The organism is Vibrio sp. 1F279 (assembly GCF_041439815.1).
GTDB classification, from domain to species: domain Bacteria; phylum Pseudomonadota; class Gammaproteobacteria; order Enterobacterales; family Vibrionaceae; genus Vibrio; species Vibrio tasmaniensis_A.
Genome location: NZ_JBGOOU010000004.1, coordinates 174,195 through 196,234, shown reverse-complemented (window position 1 = coordinate 196,234; position 22,040 = coordinate 174,195). Strand labels below are relative to the sequence as shown.

The following is a 22,040-nucleotide window of genomic DNA, read 5'->3' as shown; positions in this document are numbered from 1 at the left end:
ATTCCTTGCTTAGATTCCAAAAGAAAGTGGCACTATAAAAGTGCCACTGATTCGGTAAAAAATAAAGCTAAGTGAGTCACTTAGGCAAAATTTTATTCGATTAAGACTTCAACAACTTCGCAATATGCGCTTTTAGCACATCAATCGCAATACGGTTTTTACCACCACGAGGAACGATGATGTCTGCATGTTGTTTTGAAGGCTCGATAAACTGCATGAACATTGGGCGTACTGTTTCTTGGTATTGTTTAAGTACCGTATCCATTGTTCGACCACGCTCTTCTACATCACGCTTAACACGACGTAGTAGACAGATGTCCAACGGTGTATCCATAAATACGCTTGCGTGCATTAGTTTACGAAGACGCGGGTCTGTCAGAAGCAGAATACCTTCTAAAATGATCACTTTCTTAGGAGTAAGTGTAGTCGTTTCAGAAGTGCGTGTGTGCTCTGTGTAGCTGTATTCAGGAACTTCCACGGCATTGCCACTCATTAGCTGCTGTAGATGTTCGCATAAAAGGTCATGATCTAGTGCATTTGGGTGGTCGTAGTTAGTTTTAACTCGCTCTTCCATACTCAAGTGACTTTGGTCGCTGTAATAGCAATCTTCCGTGATAACACCAATTTGATGGTCGCCTACTTTTTCGCGCAGCTCATTATAAATCGTACTCGCGATCAGGCTTTTTCCTGAAGCTGAAGCGCCAGCGATACCTACGATGACACATTGATTATTATCAGACATTAATTTGCACCCGATATGGTTTGGTGGTGGGAAGAGATAAACCGCCTGATTATAGGGGCTAAAGCATATAGATTCTAGTCGCGATGTTAGCTAATTGCAGTCAAATTGATGATCTCAATACATTTACTTAAAACAATCGTTTGCTTTCAAATAACTTAAATACAACTATATGCACAAGCCCTATAGCTATCCACTTAATCCAACCGTTGTTTATCTCACCCAAACATGATTTACACACCTTTGTGATCAGCCATTGCTATTCAACCATCGAGAAGTTAATCGCCTCTGGTCTCGCCTTACCAGTCCAGAACATTTTCGCAGCCACATTTTCAGCCAATTCTAGGTAAAGACGAGTGTGTTCGCTGTCCGGGCGACGTATAACCGTTGGGCAACCCGCGTCGATGTCTTCTCGTACATCAATATGCAGTGGAATTTGCGCCAAAATATCGAGGAAGAACTCTTCCGACATGGCTTCTGCACCACCAGCACCGAAGATATGCTCTTTTTCGCCACAGTGACTACAAATATGGTAGCTCATGTTTTCCACTAAGCCTGCAACTGGCACGCTCACTTTATCGAACATCGCCACACCTTTACGTGCATCGGCTAATGCCAAATCTTGAGGGGTGGTCACCACAACCGCGCCCGTCACTGGGATCTGCTGCGAAAGCGTTAGCTGAATATCACCCGTACCCGGTGGCATGTCGATAACAAGGTAATCCAACTCTGGCCAGACGGTTTCATTCACAAGCTGACCTAATGCTTTCGCCGCCATTGGACCACGCCAGATAGCTGCATCATCTTTTGATACAAGGTAACCGATAGAATGAGTAAAAATGCCGTGAGCTTCGATTGGCATCATCCATTTGTTATTCTGTACTTCTGGTTTTGCGTCTAGCTGACCAAGCATCATAGGCACAGATGGACCATAGATATCCGCATCCAACAAGCCCACTTTTGAACCTGACTTAGATAACGCAAGCGCAAGGTTTACAGAAGTAGTCGATTTACCCACCCCACCCTTTGCCGACGTCACGGCGATAATGTTCTTAACGCCCTTCAAAGGTGTCGCGACTGTTGTTTCTAGCGCAGACGGCTTCACTTGTACTTCAAACTGAAAAGCACTAACAAGTTGCTGTTCAATCTGGGAGTGGATCCACTGTTCCAGTTCAATCGCGAGCTGATTCGCAGCAAAAGGCAAGGTAATAACGAATGATCCACGCGGATCAACCGATACAATATTTTGGTGTAACGCCCACTCTGGGATGAGGATTGGTGACTCGAACTCATTCAACCATGAACAGAAATCTTGCTTAGAAGTAAAGTTACGCATTGGGGCTCCTTTTTTATTTATGCTATCACCCACGAGATGAAGACTGAACCCCTAAAAAACTAGGGGAATCCTTTGTCTGATAACTTGGCGTATCACACGTTATAAAGTAGTATTACCTCTCAAAATTTATACCTATCAAAAAAGCGAATTATTAAGTATGGCAACTGATCCAAGACAACTTTTGGTAACTTGTGCGCTTCCGTACGCGAACGGCTCTATTCACCTTGGCCATATGCTTGAGCATATCCAAGCTGATATCTGGGTTCGATACCAGCGTCTACGTGGCAACACTGTAAACTTCATCTGTGCTGACGATGCTCACGGCACGCCAATTATGCTTAAAGCTCAACAGATGGGTATCACGCCAGAAGAGATGATCGCTGCTGTTAGTGAAGAGCACCAAAAAGACTTCGCTGGCTTTGATATCAGCTTTGATAACTACCACAGCACACATAGCGAAGAGAACCGTGAACTGGCTTCTCACATCTATCTAGAACTTAAAAAGAACGGCTTCATTTCTAGCCGTACTATTTCTCAGCTTTTCGATCCTGAGAAAGAGATGTTCCTACCAGACCGCTTCGTAAAAGGTACTTGCCCTAAGTGTAAGTCAGAAGACCAGTATGGTGATAACTGTGATAACTGTGGTGAGACATACAGCCCAACTGAGCTAATTAGCCCTAAATCAGCGGTTTCTGGCGCAACTCCAGTAATGAAAGATTCTGAGCACTTCTTCTTCGATCTGCCTCAGTTCGAAAGCATGCTAAAAGAGTGGACTCGTTCTGGCTCTCTACAGAATGAAACTGCAAACAAAATGCAGGAATGGTTCGAGTCTGGCCTGCAACAGTGGGATATCTCACGTGATGCACCTTACTTCGGTTTCGAAATCCCAGGCGAGAAAAACAAATTTTTCTACGTTTGGCTAGACGCTCCTGTTGGCTACATGGCTTCTTTCAAGAACCTATGTGACAAGCGCGACGATCTCAACTTTGACGAATACTGGAAGAAAGACAGCACAACTGAGCTTTACCACTTCATCGGTAAAGACATCGTTTACTTCCACAGCCTATTCTGGCCTGCAATGCTAGAAGGCGCTGGTTTCCGTAAGCCAAACAACGTATTCGTACACGGCTACGTAACGGTGAACGGTGCGAAAATGTCTAAGTCGAAAGGCACATTCATCAAAGCAAGTACGTACTTAAATCACCTAGACCCTGAGTGTCTACGCTACTACTACGCTGCTAAGCTAAACAGCCGTATCGATGACCTTGACCTTAACCTTGAAGACTTCACTCAACGTGTAAACGCGGATGTAGTAAACAAGATTGTTAACCTAGCGTCTCGTAACGCTGGCTTCATCACTAAGCGTTTCGAAGGCAAGCTTTCTGCTGAATTTGCAGAACCTGAGCTATACAACGAATTCGTTGCTGCTGCAGAGCGTATCGGTCAGCTATACGAAACTCGTGAGTTCAGCCGCGCTATCCGTGAAATTACTGCACTAGCTGATAAAGCTAACCAGTACATCGACGAAAAAGCACCTTGGGTTCTTGCAAAAGAAGAAGGTAAAGAGAAAGAGCTTCAAGAAGTTTCTTCTGTCGGTATTAACCTATTCCGCGTGCTAATGGCTTACCTGAAACCCGTTATGCCAGAGCTTGCGGCTCGCACTGAGGCTTTCCTAAACGAAGAGCTTACGTGGGAAGCGATTGCTACTCCGCTAACTGATCACGAAATCACTAAGTTCAAGGCGTTGTTTAGCCGTATTGATCCGAAGAAAGTAGAAGCAATGATCGAGTCTTCTAAAGAAGATGCAGCCGCAGAAGCCGCTGCGAAAGGAAAAGCAGAAGCTGAAAAAGAGCAAGCAAGCCAAACTGAGCTAGACAAAGAGCCAATCGCAGACGAGATTGAATTCGATGCCTTTGCAGCAGTCGATATGCGTATTGCTCGTATTATCTCATGTGAAGAAGTACCAAAAGCGAACAAGCTACTGAAGTTCCAACTGGACATCGGTGGTGAAACTCGCCAAGTATTCTCTGGTATCAAGTCAGCGTACAAACCTGAAGAGTTAGAAGGCAAACTAACTGTCATGGTAGCAAACCTTAAACCTCGTAAGATGAAGTTTGGTATGTCTGAAGGCATGATCCTAGCTGCTGGTCCTGGTGGCAGTGACTTGTGGATCCTTGAACCACACGAAGGTGCTCAACCTGGTATGCGTGTAATGTAACTCTGGCTTCAGTCAGATAATAAGCACTCATAGCGAAATCCCTAATGCACTTTTAACTTGAATGAGTTAATAAGCATTGGGGATTTTTTATATCTACCGAAAATAAGCGTTCTCTGTTAGAGTCGCCGTCAACTATGCTATGTAGAGTAGAAGTTAGTTTGGCCGATAATAGCGGGCTAACCAACACCTCTTTACTCTTCAAACCCTTTTTAGGAATCCCCAGTGACTAACAACGAAATCTTGCGTCGTATTCAACACGCGCTAAACCTTAAAAATGCACAGATCATTAAAGCTATCGAGCAAGCTGATGTGACCGTTGCTCATGACCAAGTGATTAATTGGCTAAAAGACGACAACGACAAGTCATGCTCTAAGATGAAAGATAAAGAGTTAGCGGTATTCCTAAATGGTTTTATCAATCTTAAGCGTGGCAAAAAAGAAGGTGTTCAACCTAAACCTGAAGTTGCTCTGACTAACAACATGATTTTCATGAAGCTGCGTATTGCGTTGAACATGAAAGCAGAAGATGTATTAGATATATTAGAAGTGGTAGGCATCAGCCTAAGTAAGTACGAGATTGGTGCCTACTTCCGTAAGCCAGAGAACAAGAACTACAAAGTATGTGAAGACCAACTACTTTGCGATTTTCTAAATGGCGTGCAATTTACTAACCGTCCAGACTCAGAAGAGTTTGCAGGGTAAGTTACTGCCTATTGATACGTTCTCACCAACTATCAATAAATAAAAAGCGGCGAGATAATTTGATTATCTCGCCGCTTTTTCGTTTTCTTTACGTCGTTTACTCAATAAGTAAAACAACCGAACAGTACTTTAATGAAAAGACTTAGCTGTCGTCTTCAGTAAAGTTTGTCGGTAACGTTGTCTTCATCTCGTTCCAAATCTGTGCGCTTGCGATACCGTAGTTACGAATCACAAGTGGTAAATTCTCACGCTCACCACTTTCACAAATAACAAACAAGTTTTTGTAGAACTCCATGGCTAAACGACGAGCTTCTGAGTTAGAGAAGTAGTAGCTGCCAACACGGTCGTACAACTTACGAACACCATTGAAGATCAGGCCATAAATTTGGTTACCTGAATGGAATGCTAAACGTTGGAAAAGCATGTAATCGTAGAAGTTAAAAGTTTTAGCAATTAAGATCGTTTGACGCTTCGCTTCATCTTTTTCTACGTCTTCTTTCACCGATTGTTTGATCTTGTCAGCATATGGCGACGATTCTAAGAATTCATCCCAAGTAGGTGCCGCAAGTAAAGATTCACAAGATTCAATTACGTTAGTAATCGTACGCTCTGAAGCCTCTTTATTTGCTTTGAATGCATAACGCATAAAGATAGGGCTGATGTTAGTACGAGCAGCAAGCAGGTCTTCTACCATTTTGCTTGCGTTATCAACGTCCAACGTCATTAATGTATCAAGGATATGAAGACCTGACGTTTCCATAAACTGATTAACTTTAGTTGGCTTACCGTGTTGGATTGTCAACCAACCATCACGAGCAAGACGCTGAAGTACTTCACGAAGCGTAGTACGTGTAACACCAATCAGCTCAGAAAGCTCACGCTCTGCGGGCAAGATAGAACCTGGAGCGAAACGGCCATTCCAAATACTTTCAATGATATACTTTTCTGCAAATCCTGCCGGGCTCTTTGCCTTAATGACCATCTACACTTCAATCCAATTTAATTATTTTGTTCTAATTTACTCATCATACCACTAGTTAACACCCTGCGGAAATACCCCCAAAAAATTTTACTCACTCAAAACCCAAGTAGAGTTAAAACTCTAAAGTTCAGCACACGTTTGCACTCAAGGTTTGGATAGCAAGCGACTACAAACCATCATTTAAACAAACTATTAACACAACAAATTCTTTTTAAAATCAATGAGATTGGTCATATTTTCAAATCTATTAATTTGCAATATTAAGTTGTAATAATCATATATAAGCCGTCGTTATTCTGTAAATTTTAATCATTTCGCTGAAATATTGATTCTAGTCGGTTTTTATCACATTTTAAGTGGTATGCTTGCGCTACTTTGATCGCGTTTCTCAACAAAAAAGAGGTATTTTTAGTGCTACAGGGGTTTTCCTGTTGACTAAATGTTATCTAAGAGTAGAGTTGCGCTCAAAAATAAGCAGTGCTTGAGTTTCTAAGGGAGTGACTTGGCAAGACCACAGAACATTACATGGAATGTAGTTTTTCTAAGTCACTGTTAGTTATAGGTTTTAACTAAACCTACAACTCGATTCTCAAAATGTTGTATTGCTTGTCTATTCATAATCAACATAAAAGAGTATTAACATGCCGATGTCTCTCGGAAACGCTTTTATCAAAAACTTCCTTGGTAAAGCTCCTGATTGGTATAAACTTGCCATCATTTCCTTTTTAATCATCAACCCGTTTGTTTTTTTCCTAGTAGACCCATTTGTTGCGGGCTGGCTACTAGTGGTTGAGTTTATTTTCACTCTAGCTATGGCTCTAAAGTGCTACCCTCTCCAACCCGGTGGCTTATTGGCAATTCAAGCCGTCGCCATTGGCATGACTAAACCAGAAATGGTTTATCATGAGCTACAAGCAAACCTACCAGTATTACTCTTACTAGTATTCATGGTTGCTGGCATCTACTTCATGAAAGAACTACTTCTGTTCATTTTTACGAAGATCCTGCTCGGTATCCAATCCAAAATTCTACTCTCTGTCGCTTTCTGTGTCGCCGCAGCATTCTTGTCTGCCTTCCTAGATGCGCTGACAGTAATCGCCGTAGTCATTAGCGTTGCAGTGGGCTTCTACTCTATCTACCACAAGGTTGCATCAGGTAAGGGCACAACGTCTGCGCACGATCATACTCATGATGAAGAGATCTCTGAGCTAACTCGTGATGACCTTGAAAACTACCGCGCATTCTTACGTTCACTACTTATGCACGCCGGTGTTGGTACTGCTCTGGGTGGTGTAATGACCATGGTAGGTGAACCACAAAACTTAGTAATTGCTAAGCAAGCGGGTTGGGAGTTCGGTGAATTTATCATCCGCATGCTGCCAGTAACACTGCCTGTTTTCTTCTGTGGTATTTTAACTTGTGCACTTGTCGAGAAGTTCAAAGTGTTTGGCTACGGTGCAGAGCTGCCAAATAACGTTCGCCAAATCTTAGTTGAATTTGACAACAAAGAACGCGCAAATCGTACAAAACAAGATGTAGCTAAACTATGGGTTCAGAGTGCAATCGCAGTTTGGCTTATTGTTGGCCTTGCGCTTCACGTCGCTGAAGTCGGTTTGATTGGCCTTTCAGTGATCATCTTAGCTACAGCGTTTACAGGTGTAATTGAAGAACACTCGATGGGTAAAGCCTTTGAAGAAGCACTGCCATTTACTGCACTTCTTGCCGTCTTTTTCGCGGTTGTTGCTGTAATCATCGACCAGGCTCTATTTAAGCCAGTAATCGATGCCGTACTTCACGTTGAAGATAAAGGCGCACAGCTCGCACTCTTCTACGTAGCCAACGGTATTTTGTCGATGGTTTCAGACAACGTATTCGTCGGTACGGTTTACATCAACGAAGTTAAAACAGCTCTGGTTGAAGGCGTCATCACTCGTGACCAATTTGATCTGCTTGCTGTTGCTATCAACACAGGTACCAACCTACCTTCTGTTGCTACGCCAAACGGCCAAGCTGCATTCCTATTCCTATTAACGTCAGCACTTGCTCCGTTAATTCGACTGTCTTACGGCCGCATGGTCATCATGGCTTTGCCATATACTATCGTGTTAGCACTTGTTGGCCTTGCTGGTATTGTGTTCTTCGTAGAACCGATGACAGCATGGTTCTATGATGCAGGTTGGATCATTCACCGTACGAGTGAAGTGGTAGCTCCAGTTATCTCCGGTGGTCACTAACCCGGATTTCTATAGCTAAACACAATAGATACATCTAACTAATCAAAAATATTAGTTGATTAGGAAACTTATCCAAGATAAAAAGCTCTGAGTAATCAGGGCTTTTTTATTTTATTGACAGGATTAAATTCGTGAACTTTTTTGCAATGCTCAAAGACTTCTCTAAGGGACGTTTATCTTGGCTTTTACTGCTGGCTTTTATTGTCTTTTTTGAAGCATGTGCTCTTTTCTTTCAGCACGTGATGATGCTTGGCCCTTGCGTAATGTGTATCTACGAGCGCGTTGCTATGCTCGCTATCGGCATCGCAGCAATGATTGGTGCTATTGCCCCGCATAATCCGATTTCACGTTGGCTAGGTCTACTTGGTTGGGGGTTAGGTGCGTATAAAGGGTTGATGCTTGCTTTAGAGCACGTTGACTACCAGTTTAACCCGTCTCCTTTCGCTACCTGTGACCTGTTCGTGACCTTCCCTAGCTGGGCACCTCTAAACCAATGGGCTCCGTGGATGTTTGAGGCCTACGGCGACTGCAGCAAGGTTGTATGGCAGTTCTTAGAACTTTCAATGCCTCAATGGCTAGTGATTCTCTTCGCGGGTAACTTGGTTGCTTTCGGTTTTGTAGTGATTTCTCAATTCGTTAAATCGAAGAATGACTAACAATTAGCACATCATGTTAAGAAACGAAAAAGTCGACATTACGTCGACTTTTTATTATCTATTAACAATGCAATTAAGATTTTTTACCACAGCACTGTTTAAACTTTTTACCACTTTCACACGGGCAAACATCATTTCGGCCGATGCCCTTAAACGGATTCACACTTTGAGATTTATTTCCGAGCATCGCTTCATCCGCTGCTAGCGCAACTTCTGTCACCATCAAATCGACTTGCCCGACTAGATCATTCAAAGTTGGCGGGGTTTCTAATCCAGCTGCTTTCATTTGCTCGATTGTCTGTTCTTCATCAATCGCCAGCATGAATGTTGTTAACATTGCTTGTAGCATGCGTAATGTGCCATCTGCGATTGACGTTTCCTGCCACTGTTCTTCAATCGTCGGCCAGACCATCATAAAACCTTCAGAAAAATCGGCTAGCTGTTCAGCAAAATTATCTGCATCAAGCACTTCTGTAAGCAAATATTCACTTCGCTGAATGAGGTTATGTTGGCGATTAATTTGCTCGGTGACTTGAGGAACGAAGTCCTGACCAGTTTCAGGAATAGCTATAGGTAACCAAGCCTCTGGATCAAGAGGTTTAGTTGCAAGGTTAGATGCAAATATAGCACCTTCTACAAACTGGGCTGTTACGTCGTTAATTGAGTCAGGAAGACTCAATAATTGATACTTCATATTACTTCACTAGTCGGTCAATTCTGTTGTCTCCATTATACCCACAAGGCTAACAATTAGTAATTATTCGTATAGCTCTATGATTAATTACACCTACCAGTAGCCACGCAAACATTATCTTTAGTTCAATTCAGCAAACTAAACTTATTTCATTTTGAAAATTTAAGTTTGAAGTGTAAAAGAGTCACTGAAATATTTAGTTACATATAGAATACATTATGAAACAACACCAAAATGGTTTTACTTTGATAGAGCTGGTCTCTGTCGTCGTTATTTTAGGCATACTTGCCGTTACCGCAGCTCCTCGCTTTCTAAATTACCAACGCGATAGCCATGAAGCTATAGCTCAAGGTGCTTTTTCTTCTTTTCGAACTGCGGTTAACCTTTACCACTCACAGTGGCTTGTTGATGGAGAGCCTGATTTTAATCAAGATGTCGATTATGGTGAAGGCAGCGTTTATCCTTCATCGACTGGTTTTCCAATCGCTGTTGATCAACTACCGATTAATTCGGGGACTGCAATTAGAGGGAGTGACTGCGCAAGGCTTTGGCGGGCGCTCATGAATACTGACCTCACCGTTAGAGATCACGGTAGCTCAGTATTCCCTTCAGAAGAACCGATCGTTGCTTGGTATACATCAGATCCAAGCTGCTATTACTACTACACTGATGGTTACTCGCTAGGCGAAGATTTACCAAGGCTCAACTACTTCCCTCTAACCGGTGAAATAACTGTTACGTCAGATTCACCTAGCTCATAGTGACAAGCTTTTAACTTGCCCGTACAATCACGCGTCTTAATTTTCGATCCATTCAGTTTCGGTAAAGCAAATGCGAGTAATACTTGGCCCTATGGAGGGCGTTTTAGACCATCTAATGCGTGAAATTCTCACAGAGATCAATGATTACGATCTCTGTGTGACGGAATTTGTGCGCGTAGTTGATCAACTTCTTCCTCCGCATGTTTTTCACCGTATTTGCCCTGAATTGCATCAAGGCTCTCAAACCATGGCTGGTGTTCCAATCCATCTCCAGCTTCTAGGACAACACCCAAATTGGATGGCCGAGAATGCTTTTCAAGCTGCTAGTTTAGGCGCTAAAGGCATTGATCTTAATTTTGGTTGCCCTGCAAAAGCGGTAAACAAAAGTAATGGCGGTGCGTCACTGCTAAAAGAACCAGAACTCATCTATCAAGTGGTGAAGTCTTGTCGAGATGCGGTGCCAGCACACATTCCCGTATCTGCAAAAATTCGATTGGGTTGGGAGCACCCGGAAGAGTGCTTTGAAATTGTCGACGCTATCGAACAAGCAAAGGCAGACGAACTCACTGTGCATGCAAGAACCAAAGTTGGCGGCTATAAAGCCAGCGAAATTAAATGGGATTACATCAATCAAATAAGAGAAAAAACGTCTCTACCTTTGATTGCTAATGGGGAAATCTGGAACTATCAAGATGGTCAAGATTGCATAGAAGCCACTGGCGTCGATTCATTAATGGTCTGCCGCGGCGCTTTTAATATTCCAAACCTTGGTAATGTCGTTAAGAACAACCACCAGAAAATGCCGTGGGATAAAGTCATTGAACTTTTGCTACGCTATTCAGAGTTTCAAATAAAAGGGGATAAAGGCATGTACTATCCCAATAGGGTGAAACAGTGGTTTGTTTATCTGAGTAAGGGCTATCCTGAAGCAAACGAACTATTTAAAGAAATTCGTACTTTCAAGAAAGCGCCACCTATTGTAGAGCGCCTCCAGCGTTATCAAGAGGAACATCGCCAAACTGTGTGAGTTAGTTCCCCTTCTTCTCTAGCATAGAAGTTCAATAGCGTGGTTAAAATACGATGCGATCTTTACCTGTAGTCTTAGCCACGTACAACTTTTCATCCGCGTGTTTGAATATCTCTTCAAAGCTTAGGTTGTTATGCTCAGCTTCAGTAATACAAACACCACCAGAGACAGTAAAACCATTAGGTACAATGTTAGCTGAGTTCGCACAGACAGCATTTTTAACACGCTCTAATGTCCTCATTAACGTTTCACGATCATCACCTTTTAGATAAACGACAAACTCTTCACCACCAAACCTTGCTGCGACATCACTACTTCGAATGCTATTACTTATCTGACGGGACATGTAGCGAATAACATCATCCCCTTTGTCATGCCCAAAGGTATCATTAATCAACTTGAAATCATCAATGTCAAATACAGTCAAGGCGAATAACTGGTCATGCTCCACACTGCGCCAAAAAGCTTCCAGTCCTCTACGGTTTAGCAGCCCGGTCATCGGATCTTTAGCTGCCAGCTCTTTGAAGTAACCACGTTCAATATTGGAGTTAACGAAGAAAAAGAGCGTTACAGAAAATAGATATACGATGATAGCGACAATCAGGCTGTCTTTCTCGTAGACAAAAAAGTGTTCCACCTCTTTAGCAAAATCTAATTCGTAGTACATCGCGTGATGAGAGGTGACTCCTTCCAGTTGTATCGCGTGATAGAAAGTAGCGCTGTCAACCGGATTAACCAAGGTGGTATCAATAATATCGATTCTACCGGCTAAGTGCTCATTCGAACTCGCAAGCAGTTTACTTGCGTCAATCTCAACAGAAAGCATTCCTTGATGTATCCCTTTATGAAACACCGGAATCGTCATGCTTATCATACGGTCAAGAGAGTCAAATCGATACGCAGGACCCGTTAAAGTCAATTGTTCTGGATTGTTGGCGGTTCTTTGCCAATACGGGCGGCTTTTTATGGTCGAAAGTAGTTCTTTCCCTAGCTCTTTAGCAAAGTCTTCAGGCGAAGAGATCACATAACCACGAGTATCTATAAAGTGTACGCCGTTGTGATATTCATCAAGCTGGGACAAAAATGAAAGAATTGGCGCGAGAGCAATTTTCTCTGACGCACTTTTATAGCTATCACTGGTTTCATTACAAAGGGGTTCTTGACCAACCAACATATAGTCGATATCGACAGAGGGGATATCTGCGGTTTTTCCGTCAGCAAGAAGTAATACGTCAATGGGCCAAATTCGGCAAAGACCATCAACCACTTGCTTATTGTGATCAAGGAAAAGAGGGTTTCCTGATTTGTAGTAATTAGAGAAGCTGTAATCTAGAGCGGTAACAATTTTGGTCGTTCGTTTAAACACTTCTTCAATACGCTGAAACTCACTGCTGATGTCTTTTTCAACCGCATCAAAATAATTTTTTCCTATCAGCCCAAGTAACATGGTCGCGATCACAGCGGGAAAGCCGAAGACAAAGGTAAGGCTAAAGTGCCTATTTACTTTCATAGAATGTGCTCTTAGCGCTCAGTTATTTTCATTAGTTCCATTAATATTATGACATTAATCGACAGCCCTCTCGATGTAAAATAATGTAAGTTGGTATTAACGATGCACCTATCGGGTAAATAACTACTTAAAAATGAATAAAATAGATCGCAGCTAATGGTGAGAGTCGACTAATGTTGTTCATTATGATGGTTTAAATCCCTGTTAACAAAGTGACTTATCAAACATGATTTTTTTGATGTAAATACCTATTAACGACTGACTATCGCACGATCAACCACAGACTTAGGTAGCGTCAAACCAAGCATACGAGCGGCATCTAGGTTAACTACCAACTGAGAGCTTTGAGCTGTTTTGACATTCAACTTCCCTGGTTTTTGTCCGTTCAAAATAGCGGCCACATAATCAGCGGTCTGCACCCCGACGTCATAGTAATCTAGACCTAATCCAGCGATTGCTCCCTTGCCAACATAAGACGTTGCTCCTGCAACCACGGGTGTGCCAGTTTGGTTTGCAGCATTTATAAGTCCTTCGATACCGCTTGCCACCGTGTTATCAGTTAGTGCGTAGATAACATCAGATCTCTTAGCCACGGATGCTGTTTTTTCTTCTACATCATCGATGGTCAACGCTTTTTCAGTATGCAAAGTAAAGCCAAAGTCTCGTGTTGCCTGCTTTAACAGCCCTACTAAAGCAACAGCATTTGCCTCTGCTGGGTTATAAACCACACCGACTGAAACTGCATTGGGGAGTAGCTCTTTAATAAGAGATACATGTTGGGAAATAGGTGATAAGTCAGAAAGGCCTGTGACATTTCGTCCCGGCTGTTCCAATTGTTTAACAAGTCTTGCTCCGATAGGGTCTGTCACCGCGGTGAACACAATCGGGATCGTTCGAGTTGCTGAAACCAACGCTTGAGAGGTCGGTGTCGCGATGCCAACTAATACATGAGGGTTCTCACTAACTAACTCTCTGGCTATTTTTGCTGCCTGAGCGGGATTGCCACCAGCCATTTCATAAGAAAACTCTAAATTTTTACCCGGTTCGTAACCTTTTGCTCTCAATCCTTCAAGAAGCCCTAGACGCGTCGCATTCAGATCTGGATGGTCGACAACTTGTGAAACCGAAACTTTGGCAACGTTCGCCATTACATTGCTTGTCCATAGCAACAACAGACAACTTACGACCGCTGCCAATACCTTTTTTACAGAACTCATTATCGCTCCCTGAATCAAGCTCTACTCATTATTGCTCGCTCAAAGAGAACAACATCACTATTGATATTATTACCAGTAACCATTGATGACTTGAAGTTATATTTAACAAAAACACAACAAGGCTCGAAAAATGCGTGAAATAGCGAAAGGCAGAATTTGAAAAGTAAGAAACTACATGAGTAGTAAGAGAAAAAAGGAATGAGGGGGAGATGGGTGAATAAAAGCGAAGCGAAAATAATAAAAATCAAACCTGAGAACAAACCATCAATGATGAATAGTTGCTCTCAGACAAGAGCGAGAGTTGAAACTCATTAGAACCAACGTTCCATTGAGGATTTATCTAGCTGACGAAATGCGCGATTTAAAATGATCGCCAATTCTTTATAACGAGGACGCGACTTCATTGGCTCTAACGCGAAACCCGTTTCAGTGATCTTCTCGTGAAGTTCGCGATACCATGAGACTAGCGCAGGTGGAAGTTTTGTGTTTGAGCGATTACCTAACCACCACATGCCTTGAAGCGGTAAGCTGATTGCAAACAAAGCCATGACCACAGCTTGTGGCATCGCTTGATAATTATTAAAGACCATTTGTGTAAGAACACTAATAGCAGCTATCGCTGGCATCACTTTCACGCCAAAACGCGTCGCTTTGATAATGCGCTGCTCAGGGAAGATCGAGTTTAACTCTTTGCGGACGGGCCAGAGATCCATGTACTTTTGGCCATCTTTTAAACTACTCGCTAAACCAACTCTATTGCTCATATGAGTCTCCCATTAAAAAAAAGTTGAAACCATCAACTAAAAACACAAAAATTTGACGAAAAATAATATTCTTTCAAATTTTTTTGTTATATTTGCACAATATCGCTATTATTTGCAGACCTCAATCTCATTGTTGCCCTTATTTACAATTTAAGCAACTTTGAGAAGACTTCTGCAAGGAATGCACAAGCCTCTTTTTGATAAAGAGTGCTTTCACTTTATACGGAAATTAACGTTTTTTTGACCAAGGTTAGTACGCAAGCCCATGTGCTTCGACTATTCTTGAGATTAATTTTCATCCTTAACTGATTTCGATCAGAAAAATAAACAGGTAGTCATTAATGTCTAAGCTAGTTTTAGTTTTAAACTGTGGTAGTTCTTCTCTTAAATTCGCTGTTGTTGATGCAGAATCAGGTGCAGAGCACCTAACTGGTCTTGCTGAGTGTCTAGGTCTTCCAGAAGCACGTATGAAATGGAAACTTGATGGCAAGCATGAAGCACAACTAGGCGCGGGCGCAGCTCACGTAGAAGCACTATCTTTCATGGTAGAAACTATTCTTGCTTCTAAGCCTGAGCTTAAAGCTAACCTTGGCGCTATCGGTCACCGTATCGTACACGGCGGCGAGCAGTTCACTTCTTCTGCTCTTATCACTGATGAAGTTCTTAAGGGTATTCAAGACGCTGCGACTTTTGCACCTCTTCACAACCCTGCTCACCTTATCGGTATCGAAGCGGCTCAACAGAACTTCCCTGGTCTACAAAACGTTGCTGTATTTGACACTGCGTTCCACCAAACAATGCCTTCTGAGTCTTATCTATACGCTCTACCGTACAACCTGTACAAAGAGCACGGCATCCGTCGTTACGGCATGCACGGTACTTCTCACCTATTCATCACTCGTGAAGTTGCAGGCCTACTAAACAAGCCAGTTGAAGAAGTTAACATCATCAACTGTCACCTAGGTAACGGCGCTTCTGTATGTGCAATCAAAAACGGTCAATCTGTAGATACTTCTATGGGTCTTACTCCTCTTGAAGGTCTAGTAATGGGTACTCGTTGTGGTGACCTAGATCCTGCGATCATCTTCCACCTACACGACGCTCTTGGTTACTCTGTTGAAGAAATCAACAACATGCTAACTAAAGAGTCTGGCCTAGCTGGTCTAACTGAAGTGACTTCTGACTGTCGTTTCGTTGAAGACAACTACGGTGAGAAAGAAGAAGCAACTCGTGCAATGGACGTGTTCTGTCACCGTCTAGCTAAGTACGTTGCTGGTTACACTGCAACTCTAGAAGGTCGTCTAGACGCAATCACTTTCACTGGTGGCATCGGCGAGAACTCTGGCCCAATCCGTGAAATGGTTCTTAACCGCCTAGGCATCTTCGGTATCGAAGTTGACAGTGAAGCTAACCTTAAAGCACGTTTCGGCGGCGAAGGTACTATCACTACAGCTAACAGCCGTATCCCTGCAATGGTTATCTCTACTAATGAAGAGCTAGTTATTGCTGAAGACACTGCGAAACTAGCAGGTCTTTAATTGATTTTCCTGACTAGCTTCACTCGAAGCTAGTCAGTTTTTCATATCAAGAAAATGGGGCTCAACTTCTATTCCTACCCCAATTTAAATATCGGTGGGAATAGCAGTTGAGCTTTTTTTATTTCCAATAGTCAAAGGTGTTCGTCAATGTCCCGTACTATTATGCTTATCCCTACAAGCGCTGGTGTTGGTCTTACTAGTGTTAGCATGGGTGTTCTTCGCGCTATGGAGCGTAAGGGCGTAAGTGTTTCTTTCTACAAGCCAATCGCTCAACCTCGCAGCGGTGGTAACCAACCTGATTTAACGTCTACTATCATCAGCGCAAACAGCGACATTAAGATTGGTGAGCCAATCGCAATGACTAAAGCTGAAGCTTTGATCGGTAGCGAAAAAATGGACGAGCTTCTAGAGTCTGTTGTTGAGCAATACAACAAGATCAACAAAGACGCAGAAGTAACGCTAATCGAAGGTCTAGTACCTACTCGTAAGCACCCATTTGCTAACCAAGTGAACGCGGAAATCGCTAAAACACTAGGCGCAGAGATCGTATTCGTTGCGACTCCGGGTACATACAACCCTATTCAGCTTAAAGAGCACATCGAAGTAGCATGTTCTAACTTCGGCGGCACTAAAAACAAGAACATCTCAGGCGTTATTATTAACAAACTGAATGCACCTGTTGATGAAGCTGGCCGTACTCGCCCTGACCTTTCTGAAATCTTCGATGATGCAGATAGCGCTCAACAAGCGAACCTTGAAGTAATGCAAATCTTCAACTCTAGCCCTATCCGTGTTCTTGGCTGTGTGCCATGGAGCATCGACCTAATCGCTACTCGTGCGGTTGATATGGCTAAGCACCTTAACGCTGAAATCGTTAACGAAGGTGAAATCTCAACTCGTCGTATTAAGAGCATCACTTTCTGTGCACGTTCTCTACCGCACATGATTGAGCACTTCAAACCAGGTTCACTGCTAGTAACTTCTGCAGACCGTCCTGACGTTATCGTTGCTGCGGCTCTTGCTGCGAAAAACGGTGTTGAAATTGGCGCAATCCTACTGACTGGCGGTTACGACATTCCAGAAAGCATTGCTAACCTTTGTGCACCAGCATTCGCTTCAGGTCTACCGATCTTCAAGGCTCAAGGTAACACTTGGCAAACATCTCTTAACCTTCAGAGCTTCAACCTAGAAGTGCCTGCAGACGATAAAGAGCGTATCGAATTCGTTAACGATCACGTTGCTAGCCACATCGATGGCCCTTGGATTGATTCTCTATCTGAAGGTACTCAAGGCATTCGTCGTCTAAGCCCACCAGCATTCCGTTACCAGTTAACTGAATTTGCTCGTAAAGCGGCTAAGCGTATCGTTCTTCCTGAAGGCGATGAGCCACGTACTGTTAAAGCAGCTTCTATCTGTGCTGAACGCGGTATCGCAACTTGTGTGCTTCTTGGTAACCCAGACGAAATCCGTCGCGTTGCTGCACAACAAGGTGTTGAACTAGGCGCTGGCGTTGAGATCATCGATTCTGCATCAGTTCGCGAAAACTACGTAGCTCGTCTAGTAGAACTTCGTGGCGCTAAAGGTATGACTGAAGTTGTCGCTCGTGAGAAGCTAGACGATTCAGTATTCCTAGGTACTATGATGCTTGAAGCTGGTGAAGTTGACGGCCTAGTTTCTGGTGCTGTTCACACTACGGCGAACACAATCGTTCCTCCGTTCCAGATCATCAAGACTGCTCCTGATGCTTCTATCGTATCTTCAATCTTCTTCATGCTTCTGCCTGATCAAGTTCTTGTATACGGTGACTGTGCGATCAACCCAGATCCAACAGCTGAACAGCTTGCTGAAATCGCTATCCAATCTGCAGATTCTGCTGCGGCATTTGGTATCGACCCACGCGTTGCCATGATCTCTTACTCTACTGGTGAATCTGGTAAAGGTGCAGACGTAGATAAAGTACGTGAAGCAACCAAACTTGCTCAAGCGAAACGTCCTGATCTTGTGATCGACGGTCCTCTTCAGTACGACGCAGCAATCATGGAAAACGTAGCCGCTTCTAAAGCGCCTAACTCTCCAGTTGCAGGTAAAGCGACAGTATTCGTATTCCCAGACCTAAACACGGGTAACACGACTTACAAAGCTGTACAGCGTTCAGCAGACCTAGTGTCTATCGGTCCAATGCTTCAAGGTATGCGCAAGCCAGTAAATGACTTGTCTCGTGGCGCTCTAGTAGACGATATCGTTTACACTGTAGCTCTAACGGCTATCCAAGCAGACCAAGCAGCTCAAGCTGAAGAAAAAGTAATTAACTAATTTTTCTTTTGTAGAAAGCAAAAACCCTAGATTCTTATCTAGGGTTTTTTATGTCTAATGCTTAAGGTTATTTGATACTTTTAAGATTAATCTAGCCTCGCCCATGGGCTGACTCTAAATCTAATGCTGGTCCTTTGGGCACAACTTGAGTCGGATTAATACCAGTGTGGCTGTAGTAGTAGTGACGCTTAATATGGTAGAAATCAGTAGTCTCTTTAATACCCTCTACTTGGTACAACTCTTTTAAGTAACCCTGAATATGGACATAGTCTGAAATTCTCTGCTTGTTACACTTAAAGTGACCAACATACACCGCATCGAATCGAACCAGAGTGGTAAACAAGCGCCAATCTGCCTCTGTAATCTCGTTACCCGCTAGATAACGATGTTCACTAAGATGTGCATCTACTTTGTCCAACGCCTCAAACAACGCGTCATACGCTTCTTCATAAGCTTCTTGTGTGGTTGCAAAGCCAGTACGATAAACACCGTTGTTGATGCTTGGATAGATGTAGTCATTCCACTCATCAACCTTCTTAGCCAATTCCCACGGATAGTAGTCATCCGTATTGCCTGTTAACTCATTAAATTCTGAGTTGAACATGCGGATAATTTCAGAGGATTCGTTGCTCACGATGGTGTTGGTTTTCTTATCCCATAGCACTGGAACCGTTACTCGTCCTGAGTAATCAGGCTTGGCTTGAGTGTAAATTTGGTGCATACGAGTATGGCCGAATAGAGGTTCAGGTAGCCCCATTTGCCACCCTTCACTCATCATGTCTGGGCAGACGACCGTCACGTCAATATGATCGGTTAACTCTTTAAGTTCACGGAAGATTAAAGTTCGGTGCGCCCAAGGGCAAGCCAATGATACGTATAAGTGATAACGGCCGCTTTCCGGCTGAAATTGTGCACCGGCTTTGTTCTCTATCCAGTGACGAAAGCCTGCATCTTCGCGAACAAACTTGCCACCGCTTTCTTTGGTGTCATACCAAACGTCATGCCAAACACCTTCAACTAACTTACCCATATCCAAACCTCTGTCATCCAAAATTTTTTATACCAATCACAGTAAGTAAATGTTCAGAAATAGCGCAGAGAAAAGGCTTGAGAACAAGGAAGAATTTTTCTGTTAGTAGTTATTCTACAATCAAAAATTCTAACGCCGTTATCGAGCGTTTTAACAAGCTAGGATGAGCAGTTATTTACTACGATTGGTATTAGTATAAAAAAAGCCAACTTTTTCTAAACTAGAAGAAGTTGGCTTAGTTGTTCAAATTATTTGATGAAGCTTATTTAATATGGAACTTTAGACACAAAAAAAGCGCGACTCTAATAACTAGTCGCGCTTAAGCCTGTCACAGGCTGAACCGTTTTAAATAGGCTCTAGACTTGTACGTGCAAGCAAGATACTGCGTGAACGTCATCGCCTTGAATAGTTGGCTTAGTTTGCGCACACGCCTCGGTTGCTTCAGGGCAACGAGTACGGAACACACAACCCGATGGGGGATTAATTGGTGATGGGAGATCACCCTCCAGCATCTGAATCGTTTTGCTGCGCTCTAAGCGTGGGTCTGGAATCGGAACTGCAGACATCAATGCTTTGGTATATGGGTGTTTTGGGTCTGAGAACAAGGCATCAGATTCACCTAGTTCAACAGCATTACCTAAGTACATCACCAATACACGGTCAGAGATGTGCTTCACAACCGACAAATCGTGCGCGATGAATACCAAAGACAAACCTAACTCTTTCTGTAGTTCCATAAGAAGGTTTACTACTTGAGCTTGGATAGATACATCCAGAGCAGAAACAGGTTCATCACAGATGATCATCTTAGGCTTCAAGATAAGTGCACGTGCGATACCGATACGTTGACACTGACCACCAGAGAATTCATGTGGGTAACGGTTAATTACGTTGGGTAGTAAACCAACCTTTGCCATCATCTCTTTAACTCTGTCCTTCACTTCCTGTTTAGAAAGCTCAGGATAAAAAGTTTGTAGAGGCTCAGCAATGATGTCGCCTACTGACATACGCGGGTTGAGTGATGCTAGCGGATCTTGGAAGATCATCTGAATCTCTTTACGAGTCTCACGACGTTTCACTTCTTGCATCTTAGTCAGGTCCTGACCTAACCACATCACTTGACCTTCAGTCGCTTCAACCAAACCGATAATTGCGCGTGCAAAAGTCGACTTACCACAACCAGACTCACCTACCACACCTAGCGTTTCGCCTTCGTAAAGATGAACATCAACACCATCGACTGCTTTAAGGTTTGATGGTTTCGCCCAAGGCCAAGCAGACTTAGCCGCAATGCTAAAGTGAACTTTTAGGTCTTTAATATCTAATAGTAATTCTTTACTCATTTTGTCCAAGTCTCCCAGTCTGAAAAACAAGCACGCTGACGGTCTTTAGCAAATAGCTGTAGAATCGGTGCTTCTTGCTTACAACGGTCCATTACACGGTGACAACGGTCTTGGTAAGGACAACCTGTTGGTAGGCGAAGTAAGTTAGGTGGGTTACCTGGAATCGTCGGTAGAATTTCACCTTCGGTATCCAAACGAGGAATCGCTTTAAGCAGGCCTTCCGCATAAGGGTGGCTTGGCTCGTAGAAGATTTCATCAACCGTGCCATATTCCATTGTACGACCTGCGTACATCACAAGTACTTTGTCACATGAGCCAGCAACAACACCCAAATCATGGGTGATCATGATGATTGCCGTATTGAACTCATCTTTAAGTTCGTTCAGCAATTCCATGATTTGCGCTTGAATGGTTACATCCAGTGCCGTTGTTGGTTCATCAGCGATAAGCAATTTAGGACGACACAGCAGTGCCATTGCGATCATCACACGCTGACGCATACCGCCCGAAAACTCGTGCGGGTACATGGTGATACGCTTGCGTGCTTCAGGGATTTTCACCGCTTCAAGCATACGTACTGATTCTTCAAATGCTTCTGCTTTACCCATGCCTTTATGCAGCATAAGTACTTCCATCAACTGATCACTTACTTTCATGTAAGGGTTCAGTGAGGTCATTGGATCTTGGAAGATCATCGCGATCTGTTCAGCACGTACTTTGTTCAGCTCTTTTTCTGGCAGGTTAAGAATTTCATTGCCTTCAAACTTTGCGCTACCTGAGATGATGCCGTTCTTCGCCAGCAGTCCCATCAGTGCAAATACCGTTTGTGATTTACCTGAACCCGACTCACCAACAATACCCAGCGTTTCGCCTTGGTTAAGTGAGAAGTTCAAGTCGTTTACTGCGGTTACGATACCATCTTGCGTGGTAAATTCGACGCGCAGATCTTTGACATCTAATAAGCTCATCATTGCTT

At 43.2% G+C, this 22,040-nt stretch carries 18 protein-coding genes; 8 read left to right on the top strand and 10 right to left on the bottom strand.

Going from position 1 to position 22,040, the window contains the following annotated elements:
* Window positions 1-100 precede the first annotated feature (100 nt).
* Both udk and apbC read right to left on the bottom strand, forming a co-directional pair.
* Entirely contained in the window at window positions 101-742 is a 642-nt protein-coding gene (gene udk / locus ACED60_RS05290) for a uridine kinase (protein ID WP_004734002.1), read from the bottom strand.
* 256 nt (window positions 743-998) lie between these two features.
* Window positions 999-2,075 (bottom strand): iron-sulfur cluster carrier protein ApbC, encoded by a 1,077-nt coding sequence (gene apbC / locus ACED60_RS05285; protein WP_371727082.1) that lies wholly within the window; start codon window positions 2,073-2,075, stop codon window positions 999-1,001.
* Between the two features lie 157 nt (window positions 2,076-2,232).
* On the opposite strand from apbC, the gene metG reads away from it, so the two are divergent.
* Together metG and ACED60_RS05275 are read left to right on the top strand one after the other, a co-directional pair.
* Window positions 2,233-4,293, top strand: a complete 2,061-nt coding sequence (gene metG / locus ACED60_RS05280; RefSeq protein ID WP_371727081.1) for a methionine--tRNA ligase — start codon at window positions 2,233-2,235, stop codon at window positions 4,291-4,293.
* Window positions 4,294-4,515: 222 nt separating this feature from the next.
* Complete coding sequence (locus ACED60_RS05275; protein ID WP_009848621.1) at window positions 4,516-4,995, top strand: DUF1456 family protein; 480 nt, start codon at window positions 4,516-4,518, stop codon at window positions 4,993-4,995.
* 142 nt (window positions 4,996-5,137) lie between these two features.
* Here ACED60_RS05275 and fadR read toward each other — a convergent pair whose 3' ends face one another.
* Entirely contained in the window at window positions 5,138-5,977 is an 840-nt protein-coding gene (gene fadR, locus ACED60_RS05270; RefSeq protein ID WP_371727080.1) for a fatty acid metabolism transcriptional regulator FadR, read from the bottom strand.
* A 641-nt stretch (window positions 5,978-6,618) separates the two neighbouring features.
* Here fadR and nhaB point away from each other — a divergent pair.
* The gene (gene nhaB, locus ACED60_RS05265) at window positions 6,619-8,211 is read left to right on the top strand and encodes a Na(+)/H(+) antiporter NhaB (protein WP_135383982.1); all 1,593 of its coding nucleotides are present in this window, start codon (window positions 6,619-6,621) and stop codon (window positions 8,209-8,211) included.
* A gap of 131 nt (window positions 8,212-8,342) precedes the next feature.
* Window positions 8,343-8,867 carry a disulfide bond formation protein DsbB gene (gene dsbB / locus ACED60_RS05260; RefSeq protein WP_371727078.1) on the top strand — a complete coding sequence of 175 codons (525 nt, stop codon included), beginning with the start codon at window positions 8,343-8,345 and terminating at the stop codon, window positions 8,865-8,867.
* A gap of 73 nt (window positions 8,868-8,940) precedes the next feature.
* On the opposite strand, the gene ACED60_RS05255 is transcribed toward dsbB, so the two are convergent.
* The gene (locus ACED60_RS05255; RefSeq protein WP_012603553.1) at window positions 8,941-9,561 is read right to left on the bottom strand and encodes an SEC-C metal-binding domain-containing protein; all 621 of its coding nucleotides are present in this window, start codon (window positions 9,559-9,561) and stop codon (window positions 8,941-8,943) included.
* A 218-nt stretch (window positions 9,562-9,779) separates the two neighbouring features.
* Between ACED60_RS05255 and ACED60_RS05250 the strand changes: the two genes are divergently transcribed.
* Both ACED60_RS05250 and dusC read left to right on the top strand, forming a co-directional pair.
* The gene (locus ACED60_RS05250) at window positions 9,780-10,322 is read left to right on the top strand and encodes a prepilin-type N-terminal cleavage/methylation domain-containing protein (protein ID WP_009848626.1); all 543 of its coding nucleotides are present in this window, start codon (window positions 9,780-9,782) and stop codon (window positions 10,320-10,322) included.
* A gap of 70 nt (window positions 10,323-10,392) precedes the next feature.
* The gene (gene dusC / locus ACED60_RS05245; RefSeq protein ID WP_371727077.1) at window positions 10,393-11,349 is read left to right on the top strand and encodes a tRNA dihydrouridine(16) synthase DusC; all 957 of its coding nucleotides are present in this window, start codon (window positions 10,393-10,395) and stop codon (window positions 11,347-11,349) included.
* A 43-nt stretch (window positions 11,350-11,392) separates the two neighbouring features.
* Here dusC and ACED60_RS05240 read toward each other — a convergent pair whose 3' ends face one another.
* From ACED60_RS05240 to yfbV, 3 genes are all read right to left on the bottom strand, one after another.
* Window positions 11,393-12,859, bottom strand: coding sequence for a GGDEF domain-containing protein (locus ACED60_RS05240; protein WP_371727076.1), 1,467 nt, complete (start codon window positions 12,857-12,859; stop codon window positions 11,393-11,395).
* A gap of 251 nt (window positions 12,860-13,110) precedes the next feature.
* Window positions 13,111-14,076, bottom strand: coding sequence for an ABC transporter substrate-binding protein (locus ACED60_RS05235; RefSeq protein WP_371727075.1), 966 nt, complete (start codon window positions 14,074-14,076; stop codon window positions 13,111-13,113).
* A gap of 311 nt (window positions 14,077-14,387) precedes the next feature.
* Window positions 14,388-14,840: a terminus macrodomain insulation protein YfbV gene (gene yfbV, locus ACED60_RS05230; protein ID WP_012603549.1), complete on the bottom strand. Its 453-nt coding sequence runs from the start codon at window positions 14,838-14,840 to the stop codon at window positions 14,388-14,390.
* A 341-nt stretch (window positions 14,841-15,181) separates the two neighbouring features.
* On the opposite strand from yfbV, the gene ACED60_RS05225 reads away from it, so the two are divergent.
* Window positions 15,182-16,378, top strand: coding sequence for an acetate kinase (locus tag ACED60_RS05225; protein WP_371727074.1), 1,197 nt, complete (start codon window positions 15,182-15,184; stop codon window positions 16,376-16,378).
* Window positions 16,379-16,525: 147 nt separating this feature from the next.
* Window positions 16,526-18,691: a phosphate acetyltransferase gene (gene pta / locus ACED60_RS05220; protein WP_004734017.1), complete on the top strand. Its 2,166-nt coding sequence runs from the start codon at window positions 16,526-16,528 to the stop codon at window positions 18,689-18,691.
* Between the two features lie 91 nt (window positions 18,692-18,782).
* Here pta and ACED60_RS05215 read toward each other — a convergent pair whose 3' ends face one another.
* From ACED60_RS05215 to ACED60_RS05205, 3 genes are all read right to left on the bottom strand, one after another.
* A complete protein-coding gene (locus ACED60_RS05215) occupies window positions 18,783-19,721 on the bottom strand; it encodes a glutathione S-transferase family protein (RefSeq protein WP_102453333.1) in 939 nt (312 codons plus the stop codon).
* A 356-nt stretch (window positions 19,722-20,077) separates the two neighbouring features.
* Window positions 20,078-21,064 (bottom strand): murein tripeptide/oligopeptide ABC transporter ATP binding protein OppF, encoded by a 987-nt coding sequence (gene oppF / locus ACED60_RS05210; RefSeq protein WP_167851817.1) that lies wholly within the window; start codon window positions 21,062-21,064, stop codon window positions 20,078-20,080.
* Window positions 21,061-22,032: an ABC transporter ATP-binding protein gene (locus tag ACED60_RS05205; RefSeq protein WP_371727073.1), complete on the bottom strand. Its 972-nt coding sequence runs from the start codon at window positions 22,030-22,032 to the stop codon at window positions 21,061-21,063. Before ACED60_RS05205 ends, oppF begins: the two co-directional genes overlap by 4 nt.
* Window positions 22,033-22,040 lie beyond the last annotated feature (8 nt).